The 21042-nt window shown below is 55.8% G+C and carries 18 protein-coding genes; 1 reads left to right on the top strand and 17 read right to left on the bottom strand.

What is annotated here, in order from left to right; all coding sequences use genetic code 11:
* Window positions 1–14 precede the first annotated feature (14 nt).
* The 17 genes from wzxC to K5E19_RS18435 form a co-directional block, all read right to left on the bottom strand.
* On the bottom strand, window positions 15–1493 hold the full coding sequence (gene wzxC, locus K5E19_RS18515; RefSeq protein WP_221552498.1) for a colanic acid undecaprenyl disphosphate flippase WzxC: 1479 nt from the start codon (window positions 1491–1493) through the stop codon (window positions 15–17).
* 1 nt (window position 1494) lies between these two features.
* Window positions 1495–2889: an undecaprenyl-phosphate glucose phosphotransferase gene (wcaJ, locus tag K5E19_RS18510; RefSeq protein WP_221552497.1), complete on the bottom strand. Its 1395-nt coding sequence runs from the start codon at window positions 2887–2889 to the stop codon at window positions 1495–1497.
* Window positions 2890–3003: 114 nt separating this feature from the next.
* Window positions 3004–4374: a colanic acid biosynthesis phosphomannomutase CpsG gene (gene cpsG / locus K5E19_RS18505; protein WP_010431951.1), complete on the bottom strand. Its 1371-nt coding sequence runs from the start codon at window positions 4372–4374 to the stop codon at window positions 3004–3006.
* 110 nt (window positions 4375–4484) lie between these two features.
* Window positions 4485–5921: a mannose-1-phosphate guanyltransferase gene (gene cpsB, locus K5E19_RS18500; RefSeq protein WP_089598073.1), complete on the bottom strand. Its 1437-nt coding sequence runs from the start codon at window positions 5919–5921 to the stop codon at window positions 4485–4487.
* 3 nt (window positions 5922–5924) lie between these two features.
* The gene (gene wcaI / locus K5E19_RS18495) at window positions 5925–7148 is read right to left on the bottom strand and encodes a colanic acid biosynthesis fucosyltransferase WcaI (RefSeq protein WP_221552495.1); all 1224 of its coding nucleotides are present in this window, start codon (window positions 7146–7148) and stop codon (window positions 5925–5927) included.
* Window positions 7145–7624: a GDP-mannose mannosyl hydrolase gene (locus K5E19_RS18490; protein WP_221552494.1), complete on the bottom strand. Its 480-nt coding sequence runs from the start codon at window positions 7622–7624 to the stop codon at window positions 7145–7147. Before K5E19_RS18490 ends, wcaI begins: the two co-directional genes overlap by 4 nt.
* A 2-nt stretch (window positions 7625–7626) precedes the next feature.
* Window positions 7627–8592, bottom strand: coding sequence for a GDP-L-fucose synthase (locus K5E19_RS18485; protein WP_193939470.1), 966 nt, complete (start codon window positions 8590–8592; stop codon window positions 7627–7629).
* Between the two features lie 2 nt (window positions 8593–8594).
* Entirely contained in the window at window positions 8595–9716 is a 1122-nt protein-coding gene (gene gmd, locus K5E19_RS18480; protein WP_014884502.1) for a GDP-mannose 4,6-dehydratase, read from the bottom strand.
* Window positions 9717–9740: 24 nt separating this feature from the next.
* On the bottom strand, window positions 9741–10289 hold the full coding sequence (gene wcaF / locus K5E19_RS18475; protein WP_221552493.1) for a colanic acid biosynthesis acetyltransferase WcaF: 549 nt from the start codon (window positions 10287–10289) through the stop codon (window positions 9741–9743).
* A gap of 16 nt (window positions 10290–10305) precedes the next feature.
* Window positions 10306–11052, bottom strand: a complete 747-nt coding sequence (gene wcaE, locus K5E19_RS18470) for a colanic acid biosynthesis glycosyltransferase WcaE (RefSeq protein ID WP_221552492.1) — start codon at window positions 11050–11052, stop codon at window positions 10306–10308.
* A 16-nt stretch (window positions 11053–11068) separates the two neighbouring features.
* On the bottom strand, window positions 11069–12289 hold the full coding sequence (gene wcaD / locus K5E19_RS18465; protein ID WP_089598070.1) for a colanic acid polymerase WcaD: 1221 nt from the start codon (window positions 12287–12289) through the stop codon (window positions 11069–11071).
* Window positions 12264–13481, bottom strand: a complete 1218-nt coding sequence (gene wcaC / locus K5E19_RS18460; protein WP_221552491.1) for a colanic acid biosynthesis glycosyltransferase WcaC — start codon at window positions 13479–13481, stop codon at window positions 12264–12266. Before wcaC ends, wcaD begins: the two co-directional genes overlap by 26 nt.
* Window positions 13478–13969 carry a colanic acid biosynthesis acetyltransferase WcaB gene (wcaB, locus tag K5E19_RS18455; RefSeq protein ID WP_042715911.1) on the bottom strand — a complete coding sequence of 164 codons (492 nt, stop codon included), beginning with the start codon at window positions 13967–13969 and terminating at the stop codon, window positions 13478–13480. The genes wcaC and wcaB overlap by 4 nt, the downstream gene beginning before the upstream one ends.
* Window positions 13969–14811 carry a colanic acid biosynthesis glycosyltransferase WcaA gene (gene wcaA, locus K5E19_RS18450; RefSeq protein WP_063138246.1) on the bottom strand — a complete coding sequence of 281 codons (843 nt, stop codon included), beginning with the start codon at window positions 14809–14811 and terminating at the stop codon, window positions 13969–13971. The genes wcaB and wcaA overlap by 1 nt, the downstream gene beginning before the upstream one ends.
* 151 nt (window positions 14812–14962) lie before the next feature.
* Window positions 14963–17125, bottom strand: coding sequence for a tyrosine-protein kinase Wzc (wzc, locus tag K5E19_RS18445; protein ID WP_221552490.1), 2163 nt, complete (start codon window positions 17123–17125; stop codon window positions 14963–14965).
* Window positions 17126–17127: 2 nt separating this feature from the next.
* Window positions 17128–17571, bottom strand: a complete 444-nt coding sequence (wzb, locus tag K5E19_RS18440; RefSeq protein ID WP_010431923.1) for a low molecular weight protein-tyrosine-phosphatase Wzb — start codon at window positions 17569–17571, stop codon at window positions 17128–17130.
* 6 nt (window positions 17572–17577) lie between these two features.
* On the bottom strand, window positions 17578–18714 hold the full coding sequence (locus K5E19_RS18435; RefSeq protein WP_042719349.1) for a polysaccharide export protein: 1137 nt from the start codon (window positions 18712–18714) through the stop codon (window positions 17578–17580).
* A 695-nt stretch (window positions 18715–19409) separates the two neighbouring features.
* On the opposite strand from K5E19_RS18435, the gene K5E19_RS18430 reads away from it, so the two are divergent.
* Window positions 19410–20993 (top strand): TerC family protein, encoded by a 1584-nt coding sequence (locus K5E19_RS18430; protein ID WP_221552489.1) that lies wholly within the window; start codon window positions 19410–19412, stop codon window positions 20991–20993.
* The last annotated feature ends 49 nt before the right edge of the window (window positions 20994–21042 follow it).

Here is a 21042-nt window from a genome sequence, read left to right as displayed (position 1 = left end):
ATGGCCTCTTAAAATTAGCCTGCGCGAAGCAGCGTTTTCATTTTTTCGTTACGGCAAAACTGGCGCTTCATCTCAACCACCAGCGCATTACGCGACAGCACAATCATCACGCCGAACGCCAGTGCGCCCGCGGCGACCTGTACCGCCAGCAGCGCCGCCAGCGGCAGATGACCGCTGAGCACCACGCCCAGGCCATAGCTGACCGCAAGCGTAGGTAAGGAGAGATAAAACGGCAGCCACAGGCTCAGGATGTACTGACGGTAGCTGGAGCCCAGCACCGGCTTGATCATCACGAAGTAGCTCAGCACGGTGTTGATAATTTGTACCAGCAGGAACCCGAGCGTGACGCCGATAGCGCCCGCCATGTGTCCGCCCACGATAATTGCCGGAATAAACAGGAAGGTTTTAAACACGTTGAACTTAAAGCTGATATCCACGCGCGCTTTTGCCATCAGCAGGGAACCAATCGGATTTCCCACGGAGCGCAGCAGCCCTACCACGCACAGCAGCTGCAGGATCGGGATGATGCCGTTCCACTTCTCACCAAACACCAGCGGCACGAAGTTGCTGGACACCACCATCAGCCCCAGCAGCACCGGGAAGTTAATGATCCCCACCACGGAAAGCAGCTTGTAGAAGTTAACGCGCAGCTTCTCTGTGTCGTCCTGAATCTTGGCAAACGCCGGGAACAGGACGCGGGTGATAATCGGGTTCAGCTTCATCGGCGGCACCACCGCGACGTTGTAGGCCAGGTTGTAGCCCCCCGCCACGCTCGCGCCCAGAATGCGCGCCAGCACCAGCGTCGAGAGGTTGGTATTGACGTAGTTGATAATGCTGTCCGCCGTCAGCCACGCGCCAAAGCGCAGATTGGACGACACGGACGCGAGAGAGAAATGCAGCCCCGGACGGTAAATCTTGCGGCCAAAGTAGCCGAACAGCAGCGTGCGCACGGCAGAGTTAACCAGGTAACCGAGGATGGCGGTCATCGCCAGCGGCCAGAAATGGGCGCTCACCACGGTGAAGGTAAAGCCCGCCAGCACCGCGCTGGTTTCAATCATGCCGATCTTGTTGAATTCCAGCTCTTTTTGCATCAGCGCGCGGAACTGCTGCCCGTGTGGGATCACCACAAAGGCAAACGACAGCGTGCGCATCAGCGGCGCCAGATCCGGGTTGTGCAGCACGCGGGCGATGGTATCGCTCAGCAGGAAGACCAGTACGAACACGGAGATCCCCAGCCCAACGTTCAGCCAGTAGAGCGTGGTCAGCTCCAGATGGCTGATCTCTTTGCGCTGGATAATCGAGTTGGCGATACCAAAGTCAGACAGCGTATCGGCCAGCGCGATAATCACCAGCGAGACGGTCAGCAGACCGAACTGGTGGTTATCGATAATGCGCGCCAGCACCGTCATCTGCACCAGCCCAAGGCCGATGATGACGATGGTGGCCATGGCCGACCACTTGGCGCCGCTGATGGTTTTTTCACGTAAGCTCATCTTAGTACGCCGCTTTGTTCACGAAACCTTTGAAGATGGTCAGAAAAACAATCTTGATATCGAACCAGAGGCTCCACTCGCGGATGTACTCCAGATCGAACTCGATGCGTTTTTCCATTTTTTCCAGCGTGTCGGTCTCGCCGCGCCAGCCGTTGATCTGCGCCCAGCCGGTGATGCCTGGCTTCACCTTGTGGCGCAGCATGTAGCCTTCAATCAGCGAGCGGTACTGCTCGTTATGGGCTACCGCGTGAGGACGCGGGCCAACAATCGACATGCCGCCGGTGAAGACGTTAATGAACTGCGGCAGCTCGTCCAGCGAGGTCCGGCGCAGGAAGTTACCCACGCGGGTCACGCGCGGATCGTTCTGCGTTGCCTGGGTCACCACCCTGTCGTTTTCCATCACCTTCATGGAGCGGAATTTCCACACCATGATCGGCTTGCCGTCCATGCCGTAGCGCGTCTGGCGGAAGATAATCGGACCGGGTGAACTGATTTTCACCGCCAGCGCAATGCAGCACAGCACAGGCGAAATCAGCAGCAGGATCAGCGAAGAGAGAACAATATCTTCCACGCGCTTGAGCACGCGGTTAATGCCGGAGAGCGGCGTATCGTACAGCGGCACAACCGGTACGCCGTTCACTTCTTCAATGCGGGAATGGAGGATGTTGAAGGTAAAGACGTCCGGGATCAGGATCACCGAGCACGTGGTATCCGCCAGCTCGCGCATCAGTTTCTTGATGCGGGATTCGTCTTTCATCTGCATGGCGATATAGACGTTGTGGATCTTCCCTGCTTTCGCGTCGTCGATAAGCTGATCGTAGTTGCCGGCCCACTCAGACGGGACGCCGCCCGGCTTCGCGTCGTGATAAATCCCCACCACTTCAAAACCTAACCACGGCTCTTTGCGGAAGCTGTCGAGCAGCACCTGACCGACGGGCAAATCCCCTGCTACGGCCACATAGCGTCTGTTGTAACCCCGATTGCGCAGCCAGCCCGCACCGAAGCGGATCAGCGAACGGCAGACCACCATGCCCACGCTGGTCAACAGGTACCAGCAGAGATAGGTCACGAGTCGGTTATCAAAATCATGGCTGAACGCCACCAGCCCGGCGCTGAAAATCAGGCTTAAGGTCCAGTTTTGCAGCAGCAGCATCAGCTCGGTGGTGATTTTCACCCCACGCCACGAGCGGTAAAAATCGGTCATCCCGCCGATCATCTGAAACACGACCAGCGCAATCAATGCCATCAGCAGATGCATATATAAGAACGGTTGCCCGCTAATCCGACACACCGCCCACAATCCGCCGACCATGATGGTGATATCAGAAAAACGCTGCACCATAGAGATTAACGATGCATTCGTTCTCGCTCGTTCGCGTTTTTTTAGATTCGTCATCGTTGTTCCTTTAGTTCAAAACCTTACCCCTCACCCTACCCCTCTCCCCACAGGGGAGAGGGGACTTGAACACCCTCTCCCCTATGGGGAGAGGGCTGGGGTGAGGGGCAAATATTACTGATTCAACAGCGCCAGAATGTCCTTCGTTCGGGCTTCCATCAGCGCCGTGTCGGCACGGGATTCCACGTTCAGGCGCACCACCGGCTCGGTATTGGACGAGCGCAGGTTGAAGCGCCACTGCGGGAACGCCATGCTGATGCCGTCGGTACGGTCAATTTCCAGCGCGTGGATGGCAAAGTGCTGTTCCACGCGGGCAATCGCGTCGGCTGGCTGCGCCAGCTTGCTGTTGATCTCCCCGCTCGCCGGGAAGGCCGCCATGCGGTCGCGCACCAGCTCGCCCAGGGTCTGTCCTTTCAGGCACAGCAGCTCGGTCACCAGCAGCCACGGGATCATCCCGCTGTCGCAGTAGGCAAAATCACGGAAGTAGTGGTGAGCGCTCATCTCGCCGCCATAAATAGCGTCTTCTTCACGCATGCGCTCTTTGATAAAGGCGTGGCCGGTTTTGGACATCACCGGCGTACCGCCTGCCGCGGACACCACGTCGACGGTGTTCCAGGAAAGGCGCGGGTCGTGAATGATTTTCGCGCCCGGGTTTTTCTCGAGGAAGGCTTCCGCCAGCAGGCCAACGATGTAATAGCCCTCGATGAACTGCCCTTTCTCGTCGAACAGGAAGCAGCGGTCGAAGTCGCCGTCAAAGGCGATACCCATATCCGCGCCGTGCTCAATCACCGCGTTGCGGGTGTCGTCGCGGCACTCCGGCAGCAGCGGGTTAGGAATACCGTTCGGGAAGTTGCCGTCCGGGGTGTTATGCACTTTGATGAAGGTGACCGGCACGTTCAGCGCCTTAAAGCGGGCTTCCAGTGCATCCACCACCGGACCTGCCGCACCGTTACCGGAGTTGATGACCAGCTTCAGCGGCTTCAGGTTTGCCACGTTGATGTAGCCCAGCAGGTGGTCGATGTACTCTTTTTGCAAATTGATCTGCTTGTAGCTGCCGCGCTTCGCGTCGTTCACCGGCGGGAAGTCGTTGGCTTCCGCCAGACGCTGCACGTCGCGCAGGCCGGTATCGCCGCTGATCGGACGCGCGCCCTTGCGCACCAGCTTCATGCCGTTGTAGTCCATCGGGTTGTGGCTGGCGGTCACTTCGATACCGCCGTCCACGCCAAGGTGGAAAGTGGCAAAATAGATCTCTTCAGTGCCGGAAAGGCCGATGTCCAGCACGTCCACGCCCGCGTCCTGCAGCCCTTTCGCCAGAGCCAGCTTCAGGGACTCGCTGGTCAGGCGTACGTCGCCGCCCAGCACGATGGTTTGCGGCTTTAAATATTCGCCGTACGCGCGGCCAATGCGCCACGCAATGTCTTCATTCAGCTCTTCGCCCAGCTTGCCGCGAATATCGTAGGCTTTAAAACAGGTTAACTTTTCCATGATGACCCCTTTTTCAGGCAACAGTTGGCCCTGACCAATTAATGGCCAAATTCTTTTTTTTCATTCGTAGGCCCGGCAAGCGCAGCGCCACCGGGCAGGAAGCAAAGGCGCTACACCCGTCCGTAACGGTCCTGGAAGCGAACGATATCGTCCTCCTCCAGATACGAACCGGAGCGCACTTCAATTAAGTCGAGCGGAATTTTCCCGGGGTTCTCCAGACAGTGCGTGGCCCCCAGCGGAATGTAGATGGATTCGTTTTCGCCCAGCAGTTTAATTTCGCCGTCGATGGTGACTTTTGCGGTTCCCGCAACCACCACCCAGTGCTCGGCGCGATGGTGGTGCATCTGTACGGACAGCCCTTCACCCGGCTTCACGGTAATACGCTTCACCTGATAGCGGTCGCCGGAGTCGATGGAGTCATACTTGCCCCACGGACGGTAGACTTCACGGTGAATGTGGTGCTCGTGACGACCATCGGCCTTGATCTGTTCAACCACTTTTTTAACGTCCTGCACGGCGTTACGGTCGGCAATCAGCACCGCATCTTTGGTCTGCACGACCACCAGATCCTTCACCCCAACCGTGGTGACAAGGCCGGATTCGGCGTAAACGTAGCTGTTTTCCGTTTTGTGGCTAATCACATCACCGTGATGGACGTTACCCTCCGGGGTATGCGCGCTGATCTCCCACAGGGATGACCAGGACCCCACATCGCTCCAGCCCGCGTCCATCGGAACCACGACGGCATCCGCCGTGCGCTCCATGACCGCGTAGTCAATGGACTCCTCCGGGCAGGCGAGGAAGGATTGCTCGTCAACGCGAATAAAGTCGAGGTCAGGATCCACCACCGCCATCGCTTTCTCGCAGGCGCTCAGGATGTCCGGACGGTATTTTTCCAGCTCTTCCAGGTAGCGTCCGGCGCGGAACAGGAACATGCCGCTGTTCCAGTAATATTCCCCGCTGGCCACGTAGGCCTGCGCGGTTTCCAGATTCGGTTTTTCGACGAACTGCGCCACGTCAAACGCCACGCTGTCGCCTTCGCCCGGCGTTACGCTGCCGCGACGGATGTAGCCATAGCCGGTTTCCGGCAGGTCCGGCACGATGCCGAAGGTCACCAGCTTGCCGCTTTCCGCGTAAGGAATGGCCGCACGCACCGCGTCGCGGAACGCCTCTTCCTGCTGAATGACGTGGTCAGCCGCCAGCACCAGCATCAGCGGGTCGCAGTTCGGGCTGCTGCGTTTTGCCGCCAGCGCCGCCAGGGCGATCGCAGGGGCGGTGTTACGACCGGCAGGCTCCAGAATGATGTTTTCTGTGAGTTTGTTCAGCTGGCGCAGCTGCTCGGCAACGATAAAACGGTGCTGTTCGTTACAAATAACGACCGGACTTTCACACTCCACGCCGTGCAGACGGTTGACCGTCGTCTGCAGCATGGTGAGGTCCCCTTTCAGGCAGAGGAACTGTTTTGGATAGAGCACGCGGGACAGCGGCCACAACCGGCTACCAGAGCCACCTGCCATCACAACCGGATACAACGTGGTTTGACTCATGATTTATCCCCGTATATCTGCAATAAATTGGCTCAGCACGTTCTCTTTTTCGAGCGTGCGTTCGGCATATTCACGTGCCACCGTGTTCTTTTTTGGCATGGCGAGTGCCTGCTCAATACCGGCCACCAGCGCGGGAACGGATTCCGGCTCCACGCAAACGGCAATGCCGGGATAGCTGTTACACAGCTGGCCTAATTCTGTTTCGGCTTCTGCCGTAATCACCGCGTTGCCGCCCACCGCCAGAATGTTGGTCAGCTTGGACGGCAGCACCGCGTCCGCCGCGCCGCGCTTTTGCACGACCAGATGGCAGTCGCCCATCTTCAGCAGGGCTGGCAGCGCCTCGTAAGACTGAAGCGGGAAAAATTTCACGTTGGTCAGGCCGCGTTCGAGGGCCATCTTCTCCAGCCGCGCTTTCCCGCCGCCCTGCCCGACAATCACAAACATCCACGGATGTTCGCTAAGCTGCTGGGCCGCTTCAATCACGCTCTCCAGCCCCTGCTTTTCGCCGATGTTGCCGGAGTAAAGAATGATTTTTTGATCATCCGGCAAACCGAGCTGGGCGCGGAGCGCCTGAGCGTCTTGCTCTGTCACATCGCGAAAACGCGCCACTTCGGACCAGTTCGGGAAGAAAATGACTTTCTCCGCCGGGACGCCCTTCTCCTGCGCCTTGTTCATCATCGAGCGCGATATGGTCGAGACGTAGTCCACGTTGTGCAGCCCGCTGCGTTCAAAGGCGCTGGCGAGCTTCGCCACCTTACCGCCCTCGCCCTTGCCTGCCATTCCCAGGCCGAGCATGGCGTCTACTTCATAATCCTGAATGTGCAGCAGGGTGCGCGCGCCGGAAAGTTTGCCCAGCAGGCGCATGCCCGGCGTGCAAAACAGCGTCGGCACCACGCCGATAATGCGATCCGGCTTCCAGCGACGCTGCGCCATCAGCGGGAAAAAACTGCTCAGGGCAAAGCTGCCCAGATGAATTAAACGTTTCAGCGTCGAAGGCTGTTTCGGCACGTAGAGCGGGCAGCGCCACACGGTCGCTGCGCCCTCTTCGCGACGATAGCGCCAGCTTGAGTAGCGCTCGCCCACCTTCCACTCCGGGTAGTACGGCGGCGCGGTAATGACCCGCACGTCATGTCCCTGGCTCGCCATCCACTCGACCATCTCGCCGGTATATTTCCCGATGCCGGTTAATTCCGGCGAGTAGTTGATTCCATACACAAGGATCTTCATAAACCCGGCACCTCGGCCTGACGTTCTGCGAGGAAGTACGCTCGACTGTTATCGTGAACGTTATCGCTCGCCAGCAGCGCCTCAGGCGTCTGCCAGCGGTAGTCGTCATGCTGAGAATCAGGCAGACGCAGGTCTGCCTCACTCACCTTCAGGCGGAACCCCAGCACGATGTAGTGCGTGGAGAACCCGGTGCCTGAAAAGTTATCGTCATAGAAGTGCTGCCAGACCCCGTAAAACTGGCCTGCCGCCATCGGCAGCTGCAGGCCCAGCTCCGCCAGAGTGAGACGCTCAAACGCATCGGTGAGCCGCTCATCCTTCTGCACGCGCCCGCCGGGCACGAACCAAAAGCCCTGTGCAGGACGATTGGTTCGTTTCCCCAGCAAGAACTCGCCGCGTTCGTTCTCCACGATCAGATCAATTGAGATCAGCGGAGTGGAACGCACTACCGTGGCAAAATCTTCCTGACTTAAAAACATCGTTACCCCCGGAAGCGGTGCTGGTTTTCCAGGAACCACTGGTAGGTGCTGGCCAGCCCCTGCTCCAGTGACACCTCGTGATACCAGCCCAGCTGGTGCAGGCGGGTCACGTCCAGCAGCTTGCGCGGCGTGCCGTCCGGCTTGGTGGCGTCAAACACCACGCGGCCTTTGTAGCCCACCACCTGCGCGATAGTCTGCGCCAGCTCGCGGATGGTGCAGTCCACGCCGGTACCGACGTTGATGTGCGACAGCATCGGCTCGGTGTTCTCCTGCCACACCTCGCGATCCAGCTCCATCACGTGAATGCTGGCCGCAGCCATGTCGTCCACGTGCAGGAACTCGCGCATTGGCGTACCGCTGCCCCACACCACCACATCCGGCGCGTTCTCGGCGGTCGCCTCGTGGAAGCGGCGCAGCAGCGCCGGGATCACGTGCGAGTTGCTCGGGTGGAAGTTGTCGTGCGGTCCGTACAGGTTGGTCGGCATCACCGAGCGATAGTCGCGGTTATACTGACGGTTGTAGGACTCACACAGCTTGATCCCGGCAATTTTGGCAATCGCGTACGGCTCGTTGGTGGCTTCCAGCGTGCCCTGCAGCAGTTCGCTCTCGGCGATCGGCTGCTTCGCCATTTTCGGGTAGATACAGGACGAGCCGAGGAACAGCAGCTTATTCACGTTGTGCAGGTGCGCCGCGTGAATGATGTTGCTCTCGATCATCATGTTCTCGTAGATGAAATCCGCCGGGTAAGTGTTGTTGGCAACAATGCCGCCCACTTTCGCCGCCGCCAGATACACCTGGTCAATGCGTTCGTTAGCAAAGAAGTCCTGCACCGCACGGCTGTCGAGCAGGTTCAGCTCGTCGCGCGTGCGGACAATCACGTCGACGTCGCCGCGCTGCTCGAGCTGGCGAACAATCGCGGAACCCACCATTCCGCGATGACCGGCGACAAAAATACGTTGTTTTGTCATTCTCAGGACTCCAGCGCGATGGCAACCTCGTAGCCATGAGACTTGAGCAGGGAGTGTTTTTTCGCTGCTTCAAGATCTTTGGCTACCATCTCGGAAACCATCTCCTGCAGAGTGATTTCTGGTTTCCAGCCCAGCTTCTCGTGCGCTTTGGTTGGGTCGCCCAGCAGGGTTTCCACTTCAGCAGGACGGAAGTAGCGCGGGTCAACCTGCACAATCACGTCGCCTGGCTTCACGCCCGGCGCGTCGTGGCCGGTCACGGAAACCACGATACCTTTCTCTTCCACGCCGGTACCTTCGAAGCGCAGTTTGATGCCCAGCTGTGCTGCGGCCATTTCAACGAACTGACGCACGGAGTACTGCACGCCGGTCGCGATCACGAAGTCTTCTGGCTGTTCCTGCTGCAGCATCATCCACTGCATTTTCACGTAGTCTTTCGCATGGCCCCAGTCACGCAGGGAGTCCATGTTGCCGAGGTGCAGGCAAGATTCCAGACCCTGAGCGATGTTGGCGATCGCGCGAGTGATTTTGCGGGTCACGAAGGTTTCGCCGCGACGCGGGGATTCGTGGTTGAACAGAATGCCGTTACAGGCGTACATGCCATAGGATTCACGGTAGTTTACGGTGATCCAGTAGGCGTACAGCTTAGCGACCGCATACGGAGAGCGCGGGTAGAACGGCGTGGTCTCTTTCTGTGGAATTTCCTGCACCAGGCCGTACAGCTCGGAGGTGGACGCCTGGTAGAAACGGGTTTTCTTCTCAAGGCCGAGGAAGCGAATGGCTTCCAGCAGACGCAGGGTACCCATGGCGTCAACGTCGGCGGTGTATTCCGGGGATTCGAAGGAGACCGCTACGTGGCTCATCGCGCCCAGGTTGTAGACTTCATCCGGCTGTACTTCCTGCAGGATACGGGTCAGGTTGGAGGTATCGGTCAGGTCGCCGTAGTGCAGGTGGAATTTCGGGTTCGCCGCGTGAGGATCCTGATAAATATGATCCACACGTTCGGTGTTGAACGAAGAGGCACGACGTTTAATACCGTGAACTTCATAACCTTTTTCCAGCAGGAACTCTGCCAGGTAAGAACCATCCTGCCCGGTAACGCCGGTGATGAGAGCGACTTTAGACATGTTTATATTCCTCTACTTATGAATTTAATCAGTTTCAACGCGTTCGCGTATCACCACTGCGGGGTTGCCACGGCAAACTTTATTTGCCGGTAGCGATTTAAAAACGCTGCTGCGGGCACCAACAACTGTGCCATCGCCAACAGAAACACCAGGTGCAACAAAGACATCTGTTGCCAGCCAGCATTTTTCACCAATCACAATTGGCGAAGCGGTAATATCAAAATGCTGACTCATAAAATCATGGCTGCCGGTGCACAAATAACACTTCTGCGACACCACCGAATTTGCGCCAATCGTAATCTCGCCCAGGGTATATAACACCGCGTCATCCCCTACCCAGGCGTAATCCCCAAGCGTTAATTTCCAGGGATAGGTAATTTTCACCGAGGGGCGAATCACTACGTTTTTTCCGATTTTTGCGCCAAAGAGACGCAATAAAAAGGCTCGCCAGCGGTACAGTATTTGCGGAGACCAGGCAAATAATGTTGCCTGAACCGCCCACCACAACTGCACTTTAATACCGTTCCCGCCCCGAAAGCCTTTCGGCACGGAGAATCCGTTAAGTTCCTGCATTAGGCTTCCTTATATTTCAGGCTTTGTTATATAAGGCTTTCGCTTTACCTGTCGTTTTCAGGCGTAAAAAATAAGACAACTCCGCCCAGAACCCCGGTACGCGTAATATTTTACGCTGTACGTTTTTTGCATCCTGGCACAATTCCAGATTATTTGAGGTTGACACACCGCCCATGGAAAATTCAGATACCAGCCCTTTAATTCGACGGAATGGATAACCTGATTTGTACAAGCTGGCAGTCAGTGCATAATCTGAAGACACTTTATACTGCAAATCGTAAGGCTGTTTTTTCAGACCCTCAACCGGGAAGAAAATGGCCTGATGGCTGGCCGGCAGGCTGTGGTAGATATACCAGCCCGGCTTGGCGCTGCGCAGCACTTTATTTCCATCACCAAAATCGAGCAGCGCATCGCCAATATACATGGCGTCCTCTTTCTGGCGGGCGAGCTGACGGGCAAACAGGGCCACGTCGTCATGGAACACATCGCCAGAATTGAGGAAGATGGCGTAACGCCCCTGCGCCATCGCGATGCCTTTATTCATCGCGTCGTAAATGCCTTTATCTTTCTCGCTGATGTAACGTAAGTTGAACTCACCGTTGAGTTTTTCCAGAAACTCAGCCGTACCGTCGTTCGAACCGCCATCAACCACGATCCACTCAAAGGTGAGGCTTGGATCGCGCGCCAGGTTGCGCAGCGAGCGCCAGGTTTTTACCACCCCTTCGTAGTTACGAAAGGCGACAGTAATGACGCTAAGAAACATAAATCACCTCATTTCGTCATACGCGCGTAATATTGAGCGCTTTGCGCAAAATAAACGGGCAGACAATCAAGAAAGCATATTCCGGGCTAAATATTGACCCCGTAAAGAACAACGATACTGGCGTAAAAAGATAAAGCTGTACGCGAAAGTTTTGGTTATCACCAAACGCGTTAATCATCATTTTAAAAACTTTAAACAGATACCAGATCGTCAACAGTACGGCGAACCACGAAAAATAAATAATTAACAGATACAGACCATTGTCTATGGTTTTACCGACATCCGCACCGTTAAAGATTCCGAATGATGCAACATATTCGTAAAGTGAGCCGAATCTTACTACCCCATCAATATGGGTTAAGGAATAACCCACCATCACCAGTGGCCCGATGATGCGATAATAGGACGAAGATCCTTCCGTTCCCAAATCTCCCAGACGTTCTGAGATGTATGGGAAGGCAAATATCACGCCAACCATAAATACCGTCAGGGAGATAATCGCCAGCGGCAGTTTTTTCTTAATCGCATCTTTGTTCAGGTACTGGAACGCCCACTCCAGGAGGTAAAACAGGATAAATGTCATTACCCCTGAGAACGATCCAGACAGAACAATTCCTGCAAGAATCATAGCATCGGTTTTGGGGGTTTTGATACCAAACTGTTTGATGCTGAGCCAAATTGAGATTAATGCCAGAGCAAAGAAAGCCGGTTCAAAATAGAGCGCTGTAGTACGCTTCCCACCAAACTTAATGAAGTTCAGGACATAGCTGTTACTGTATATGAGATATTTCGAAATTATCTCCATCAGGCTGCTGCCGCCGGTCAAAATAATTTGCGCCATTTCCATCGCGGCAAGCATAACAATGACCCCGACGACAATATAAAAGAACCTAAGGATTTTCTTATAATTGTGCGGAGAAATAGTTTTAAAGCGAATACTCCACACCATGCCAATAATGATAACGATATAAACAAACAGCATGGTTGAGGTAACGTATTTGCTGGCATCCAGCGACTGGCCAAAGATGTAGTTAAACGCGGTCAGACCCACCCCGAGCCCTAAGGCTATCATCAGCTTCTTGAGGCTGATTTTCTCAACGTAGAGTAAAAGCAGAACGGGCAAGAAGGTGACGATGGTAATCGGGAAGCTCTCTCCCAGCTGGGCAATTTTGACGTTGACCAGCAGGTAGATCAGCGGCAGCAGCAGATAACTACAGATTCTGATAGAACGAGACATACTCCTCCAGCATCTGTTGTCCACTGTAGGCCTTGCGGCTGCGGTTGCGGAACGATTCCAGGTCAGTGCCAAAAACGGCCTGCGCAATCGCGGCCTTCGGCAGCTGCACCAGCGGCAGCACCTCCTGCTCCGCGAAGGTTTTCCCGCCGGATTTCTCCAGCACTTCGCGCGCGGCGTCGCTGTGGGTGGCAATGACGGGCACGCCAATAGAGAGCGCTTCGCAGAGGATCAGCGGATAGTTGTCCACGCGGGAGCTGAACACCAGCGCATCCATCCCGTTCAGGGCGCTCATCAGCTTGCGCTTGTCGGTTTCAAATCCGTGGTTCACCACGTTCGCCCCTTCAAACGGGGAAAACTTGCCGAAGGTATGCAGTTCAACCTTGTCGCCGAGCGCCATGATGTCGCGCACCAGCTGCTGGTTGGTTTTGCCGTCGTAGCGCAGATCGTGCGCAACAACGGCAATTTTCGGTTTGCCGGGCGTTTCGGCTACCGGCGTCAGTTCCGCCAGGATCTCTTCCGTCGCCACGTCGATACCGTTGTTGATGATCTTGCAGCGCCCTGCCCCGTACAGGCTGTTGAAGGCATCCGCCACGTGCTGGCTTGGGGAGATAAAGGTGCAGCCGAGCGAGAGCATGTCGCGGAACAGTTGACGCTTGCCCTCAACCAGCTGATGCGCGCGATCCACCTTCACCGGCGGGTAATTGCTCAGCGTCGGGCATTTCTGGCAGTTATCTTTCCAGCCTTCGCAGCCGTCGGTAAAGGCGCAGCGTCCGGTCACGCTCCAGTGATCATGCAGCGTCCAGACGAATCGGGTGTCCGGCTTATGCGCTTTCACCTTCTCGCAAAACGCCACCACCTCTTCCAGATTTAGCCAGTAGCTGTGCAGAACGTGAAAATGCAGCACAACCGGACCGGTCGTGCGCGTCACGGTGCGGTAAAGGTTGTTCAGGTTGCCAAACAGGTCGCGGTTAAACAGGCGGAACAACGCGATGTTGGCAATGGAGGTCAGACGCGGGGTCTGCTTCAGCACCTGAGGATAGTTATCATGGCTGACGCTTTTCTTGCCGCCCTTGCCGTAGCCGTAAACAAAACGCGACTGTAATCCTTTTTGCAGCGCGCGCTGGTGCAGATCCAGCGCCACGCCTGCCGCCCCGCCTTCTGCGAGGCGTACGTTAAATTGCAGAATGTTCATTTAATCACCTTCACGCGGGCTTTCTCTCCCACCACCAGGGCATTGTCCGGAATGCTGTCCAGCACCACGCTACCGGCGCCAATAGTGACGTTGTTGCCGATCGTGATGTCACCGATGATGACCACGTTGGCGCCCAGCTCGACGTTATTGCCTATCACCGGACAGGCCAGGCTCTCTGGGCCACGGTTGCCGATGGTGACCGCGTGGCGAATAGTGAAATCATCTCCCGCCACGACGAACTTGTTGATCACCACGGCATACCCGTGGTGGATGGTGAAGCGTCGGCCAATGGTGGCAGCGGCCTGAATTTCATAGCCAAAAAAGCATTCGGTAATGATGCGGTACAGCACCAGCACGGGTGCCGCCCAGATATTGTTTAAAACGTTTTTCTTGCGCCACACCGAGCAAAAGTGCGCGATGCGGTACGCCAGAACCATGCAGCACGGGCGCAGGCTCCAGCTGTTAGCGCGGCAATCTTCCAGAAACATTATTTCCCCCGAAGCCCGTCGGCCAGACGCTTGCCGTTACGCACGGAAAGCAACGTCAGCAGCGTGCGCCAGTTCATGCGCTTATTGCGGATCTGATACAGGGTAAAGAGCTGATACTTCCGGCTGGCACGGTCAAACTTGTCCTTATGCTTGCGGTAGAAGTGGAAGTAGCCCGAGAACTTTTTCGGCGACGAGGTGATTTGCATCTCCCCGTGGTTGATGTGCAGGATCTGCGTGGCCTCTTCTACCTTCCACGGCTCGCCGTACTCCACCACCATGCGCAGAAAAATATCGTAATCCTGCGCGGCCTTCAGTTCGGTATCGAACAGGCACTCTTTGAAGCGCCATGCCCAGGTAAAGACCTGATTACCGATAATGTTGCGCTTGTAGAACAGGCGGCGGGAGTACGGTGATTTCGGGTACAGCGGCAGGCTGGCCGGCTGCGAGTACACTTCGCCCTGGCAAACGTAGTCGTTGGCATACAGAAACGCGTGCGTCACCAGCTGCGCTTTATGAGAGAGAAAGATGGACAGACGGTTTGGCGTCCATTCGTCATCGTCGTCAATCCCGGTCAGATACTGCCCTTTCGCCTGCATAATCGCCTGATTACGCACCGCACACGCGCCGGAGTTAATGGCGTTATGCGTATAGACCACCCGCGGGTCGTTGAGGTCAGTCACAAACTTTTGCAGCTGTTCATACGAAGAAGAGCAGTCATCAACAATGATCAGCTCCCAGTTATCGTAATCCTGTCGCAGGACGGATTTGATTGCGCGGATCGCCAGCTGCTGACGATTCCATGTCGGCATATAGATTGAAACTAAAGGGCGTTGTGTGGTCATCTTTTCCCCTCACCCCGGCCCTCTCCCCAAAGGGGAGAGGGTGAAAGGCAGCCAGTGGTTATCATTACGTTTGTCCCCCAAATCCAGCACCGAACAGTCCCCTCTCCCCTTTGGGGAGAGGGTTAGGGTGAGGGGTGTGGGGTGTGTTTTGTTATTTACTGTCAGATTTATATTCGTACTCGTAATACCCGTAATCCTGGTACCCGGTCGCGCGGCGGAAGATGGAGTTCAGGATCACCCCTTTCACCTCAATGCCGTTCTGCTCGAAGCGGCTCAGGCTGGTTTCCACCTCTTTCAGGGTGTTCACCGCGTAGCGCGCCACCATCAGCGTGGTGCCTGCATGACGGCCCACCACGGCGGCATCGGTCACGGCCAGAATTGGCGGGGTATCGATCAGCACCAGGTCGTAATGCTTACTCGCCCACTCCACCAGTTCGGTGAAGCGTTCGCTCATCAGCAGCTCGGACGGGTTCGGCGGCACCTGACCACGTGGGATCAGGTCAAATTTCGGGATAGAGGTCGGTTTCGCGCTCTCGCTAATCTCCCCTTTGCCGAGCAGGATTTCCGACAGGCCGTTAACGTTGTTGGTGCCCAGCAGCTCATGGGTGTAGCCCTTACGCATATCGCAGTCGATCAGCAGCACGCGCTTGTTGGTCTGGCTTACCACCGCCGCCAGGTTGGCACAGACGAAGGTTTTACCGATTGACGGGCTAACGCCGGTCATCATCAGGACGTTGTTTTTCGCCTGCATCATGGCGAAGTGAAGGCTGGTACGCAGGCTGCGCACCGCTTCAATCGCGAGGTCAGTCGGGTTACCCACGGCCAGCAGCTGGCTCTGTTTGTAGCGCTTAACCCCTTTGATGGTCTTGACGCTGTCACGCGACTTTTGCCATTCGGAGAGCGGGATGCTGGCATACACGTTGATGCCGTGCTCTTCCAGCACCTGCGGGCTTTCGATACCGCGGTTGAACAGCGAGCGCAGCAGCACACCCACGATAGAGAGCATCAGGCCGAGAATAATGCTGCCGAGAATAATCAGCGCTTTCTTCGGCTTCAGCACGCCGGGCTGCGTGATGGCAGGGTCGACGATACGTACATCACCCACCGTACTGGCTTCGGTGATCTTCAGCTCCTGCTGTTTGTTCAGCAATTGCATATAGACCTGCTGACCGGATTCCACATCGCGGGTCAGACGCACAATTTCCTGCTGCGTCTTCGGCATGGCGGTCACGCGGTTGTTCAGCTTGGCCTTCTCTTCTTCCAGCGTCTGGCGTTTTTCCAGCAGCGTGCGGTAAGCCGGGTGACGTTTGGTGTAGAGCTTGGAGATTTCCGCCTCTTTGAAGGTCAGTTCATTGAGCTGCGCATCAATGTTCACCATCGAATCAAGAACGGATTTCGCCTCCAGCGGCAGGTCCACGGAGTCTTTGTCCTGACGATAGGCATTCAGCTTGTTCTCTGCGGCATCCAGACGGGAGCGCACTTCCGGCAGCTGTTTGGCAAGGAAGGCCAGGCTTTTTGCGGCTTCCGCAGATTTACGCTCGACGTTCTGCTCAAGGTAGTTGCGGGTAATGCTGTTCAGGATATCGCGGATTTTGTCCTTATCTTCACCGGTAAAGGTCATGCTCAGGACGCCGGTGTCCTTCCCGTTTTCGGTAACGGTGAGGTTGTTTTGCAGGTTATTGATCATCCCCAGCGTGGAGAATTTGGTGACGGTAAACTCACCGCCTTCCTGCGCGTGGATTGCGCTCACCATCATGCTGACGCCGTCTTTGGTCAACATCTGCCCCACTTCACCGCGCGCGCTCAGGCCCGCGTCGCTGGTCAGCTGATACTGCTTCGGACCAAGCACCGTCAGGGTAAAGGTCTGATCGCCCGCCCCTTTTGGCAGCACGAAGTCCGTCACCTTGACGGTGTCATTGCTGCGCCCCATCAGGCGATCCCAGCCCGCCCCGAATATCGGGAAGGTATTTTTGGTGACGGAGATATCCAGCCCGAGGTCGTGCACCGTTTTGCCCAGTACCAGACGCGACTGGATCAGCTGAATTTCAGCGTCAGATGCGGGCGGTTTGTTCGCCAGCGCAGAGCCGATATCCTGAACCAGCGAGTTACCGGTGTTCTGTTCAATCTGCACCAGCGCGTCTGCGCTGTAGATTGGCGTCGCGAACAGCGTATAAATAATCGCCGCCACGGCAAACACGGCGGTGATCCCTATCACCCACCACTTCGCTTCAACAACGGTGCCGACCAGGCGACCAATATCGATTTCATCACTGCCCGAAGTCGGGGCGGCAGAAGGTTTTGTTTTTTCTGTCATTGTTATCCCTGCTGAGCTTTCAGTGCCTGCGCCCACTGACGGGCAGACTGGTCAAGTAAGGTGTATACCGCCTCAAATGCCTCACGGCTCTTGCGATACGGATCGGGGATTTCACGCTCGCCATCCCAGTGACCAAACAGCATCACCTTGCCGCGCATTTCCGGTGCGATCTCGCACAGCGCGTGAATGTGGCGTCTTTCCATCGTGAGGATCAGGTCATATTCCCGGCACATCCGGCCTGAGACCTGACGGGCAACATGCCCGTCGAGGGAGAGGTTATGAGCCTGTGCAACGCTCGTCGCACGCTCGTCGGCCCCTTTGCCCACCAGCGCGCCAAGCCCTGCGGACTCAACCGTTAACGCAGGCTCGTACTGCTTCAGCAGCCGCTCCGCCGTAGGGGAACGGCAAATGTTCCCCACGCATACCACCAGAATTTTGTTAAACATCGCGGATTACCAGGTATGAATGTCGCGCGCCGTATCCGTCATGTAGCGAACGCCACTGATGGTTGGCAGCAACTGGTTGATCAGGCGGTTCCAGCGAGCAACCGGCGCGGTGGTAACATAGACCACATCGTATGGCTGGAGGCGGAACTCCGTTGCCATCACCAGCGACGTCGCATCAGACATATCCAGCTGGTAGATGTTGGCGATCTTGCCTTTCGTACCCTCGCCTTTCAGCGGACGGATAACGAAAATACCGCTGGCGTTCGACGAGGTCAGGTCGATGCCTTCCGCGTTGCCCAGCGCTTCGGTCAGGGTCATACCACTGAAGTCCATCTTGAGGGTGCTCTGTTTCTTCACTTCACCCATCACGAACACTTTCAGATCGTCGTTGCGTGGCACGTACAGAATGTCACCCGGATAGAGCAGTCGGTTCTGCGTCAGGTCGCCGTTTTGCATCAGCGCCTGCAGCGAAATGCGCTGCTCTTTGCCTTCGTGGGTCAGGACAACGTTGCGCCAGTCGGCACCGTCGGTTAAGCCGCCTGCGGCGTTGATGGCATCCAGAACCGTCAGCGGGACGTTAGTGATGGCCTGCTGGCCGGATTTGTTGACCTGGCCAGAGATATAGGCTTTCTGCGAGCGGAAGGCGGCGATATTAACGTCCACCTGCGGGTCAGCGATGTACTGCGCTAAGCGGCCGGTAATATCACTACGGATCTCGGCCAACGTCTTGCCAGCCACATGCACTTTGCCGATGTACGGATAGAACATCGTGCCGTCAGACTGAACCCAGTTACCGGTGTCGCTTGAGCTGCGGTACTGGCCCGCTGGGGTCGTCAGTTCCGGGTGGTCCCATACGGTCACGTTGATCACGTCACCCGGTCCTACGCGGTACTGGTAAGAGGCGATTTCCTGGTCCAGCGACATATTCGGCTGGGCAACATTAGGACGCGGACGTAATTGTTCCACCAGACGTGGGGTCAATGGATAAACATTCACCATTTTGTCGAGGTCAAAATCGGCGTCCTGCTGTTTGATCACATCCTTGCCCATAGTTGACATATTGCTGCCGGGAAAGACCGTGCAACCACTCATCAAGGTCACAGACACCAATAATGGCATCAATTTCATTTTGGATTTCATCATTGATTATTTATCACTTTGGCAGAGTAATTATCCTGTGCAATTTAAATAAGCGCGGGTCGTTTTGGCATTCAGAATGCAGTTAAGCAATTAGAAATATAACTGGCATCAGTCCTAAAAAAAGCTTATTCATCCATTGGCTATTGACAGAATAATCGAGGCTGATTCACACGCTTTCAGGCACGCTACCGCCCTTGGCTTTCAGTTACCAATCCACTGACTAAACAATGTGTTATGGATAGACACCCTCTTAAACAAGGTCTTATGGGGAATATTTCAGCCACGTTAAATAGCCCGCTGGCAATGAATTGCCACACCATAAGAACGAAACAAAAATAGCAACAAAGAAATTTAACATTTGATGCTGGGAGAATTGTTGCAGCTAACCTAATAGCAGGCAAGGAGACAACCCTCCTAATATCTGTTTTTAAGATTAATATTAAGAGCAAAGTTTTGAGGTTTTAGGATTTTCTTTATATTGACAAAATATGAGTTAAAACCATTTATTGCGATATATCCTAAATGTGACCCATTGTAATTAAATCTTCTCCATTACCTTATTTACACGGCTCATTTTTCCACTCGTTTTATCCTGTCTTCTATTAAGAGAAATCTCAGCCTGGCATTGCAATTTCGGTCAGCTTTATCCATGATCGAAGTGTGACATTGCTCATATAACTGAAGGTATTGCTATTACTATGGAATGGATTGCCGATCCATCAATCTGGGCCGGGCTGGTTACGCTGGTCGTCATCGAATTAGTGCTCGGTATTGATAATCTGGTCTTTATCGCCATCCTCGCCGAAAAGCTGCCTCCCGCGCAGCGCGACCGTGCGCGCGTCACGGGTTTGCTGCTGGCGATGGTGATGCGTTTGCTGCTGCTGGCCTCAATCTCCTGGCTGGTTACCCTCACCACACCGCTGTTTACGCTCTACGGCCTGAGCTTCAGCGCGCGTGACCTGATCATGCTCTTTGGCGGGCTGTTCCTTCTTTTCAAAGCCACGGTCGAACTCAATGAGCGGCTCGAAGGCAAAGACAGCGATAGCCCCACACAGCGGCGCGGCGCGAAATTCTGGCCGGTGGTGGCGCAGATTGTGGTGCTCGACGCCGTTTTCTCCCTGGATTCCGTCATCACCGCCGTCGGCATGGTCGATCACCTTGCGGTGATGATGGCCGCCGTGATCGTCGCCATCACGCTGATGGTGATGGCAAGTAAAGCGCTCACGCGGTTTGTGAACAGCCATCCGACTATCGTGATCCTGTGCCTGAGCTTCCTGCTGATGATTGGTTTCAGCCTGGTCGCGGACGGATTCGGTTTCCACATTCCAAAAGGCTACCTTTACGCGGCGATTGGCTTCTCGGTCATGATCGAATCGCTAAACCAGCTGGCAATCTTTAACCGTCGCCGCTTTCTCTCTGCAAATCAGACGCTGCGCCAGCGCACCGCCGATACGGTAATGCGCCTGCTGAGCGGGCGAAAAGAGGATGCCGAGCTGGATGCCGAATCCTCTGCGATGCTGGCCGATCACAGCGACGGGCAGATCTTCGATCCGCAGGAACGGCGCATGATTGAGCGGGTGCTTAACCTGAACCAGCGCTCCGTCAGCAGCATCATGACCTCGCGTCACGATATCGAGCACATTGACCTGACTGCGCCGGAAGAGCAAATTCGCGCCCTGCTGGATAAAAACCAGCACACCCGGGTCGTGGTCACGGGCGGTGAAGAGGAAGAGGAGCTGCTGGGCGTGGTGCACGTGATTGACCTGCTACAGCAGCAGCTGCACGGCGAGCCGCTTAATCTGCGCGTGCTGGTACGCCAGCCGCTGGTGTTCCCGGAAGGCCTGCCCTTGCTCTCCGCGCTTGAGCAGTTCCGTAACGCTCGCACCCACTTCGCCTTTGTGGTGGATGAGTTCGGGTCCGTCGAGGGGTTGGTGACGCTCAGCGACGTGATGGAAACCATCGCCGGTAATCTGCCGAATGAGGTGGATGAAATCGATGCGCGCCATGACATTCAGAAAAACGCAGACGGTACGTGGACGGCTAACGGTCATATGCCGCTGGAGGACCTGGTGCAGTTTGTGCCGTTGCCGCTGGATGAGAAACGGGAGTATCACACCATTGCGGGTCTGCTGATGGAGTATTTACAGCGTATCCCGCAGCCGGGGGAAGAAGTTCAGGTGGGTGAGTACATGATTAAAACGCTTCAGGTTGAAAGCCACCGCGTGCAGAAGGTACAGCTGATACCACTACGCAGTGTGGATGAGATGGATTTTGAGGTATAAAAAAGCCGGGTGGCGCTTCGCTTACCCGGCCTACGGTGTCCGGTTTTTT

This window comes from Enterobacter sp. RIT637, assembly GCF_019718755.1.
Taxonomy (GTDB): domain Bacteria; phylum Pseudomonadota; class Gammaproteobacteria; order Enterobacterales; family Enterobacteriaceae; genus Enterobacter.
The sequence above is the reverse complement of the archived record's forward strand: the minus strand, read 5'-3'. Positions and strand labels throughout refer to the sequence as shown.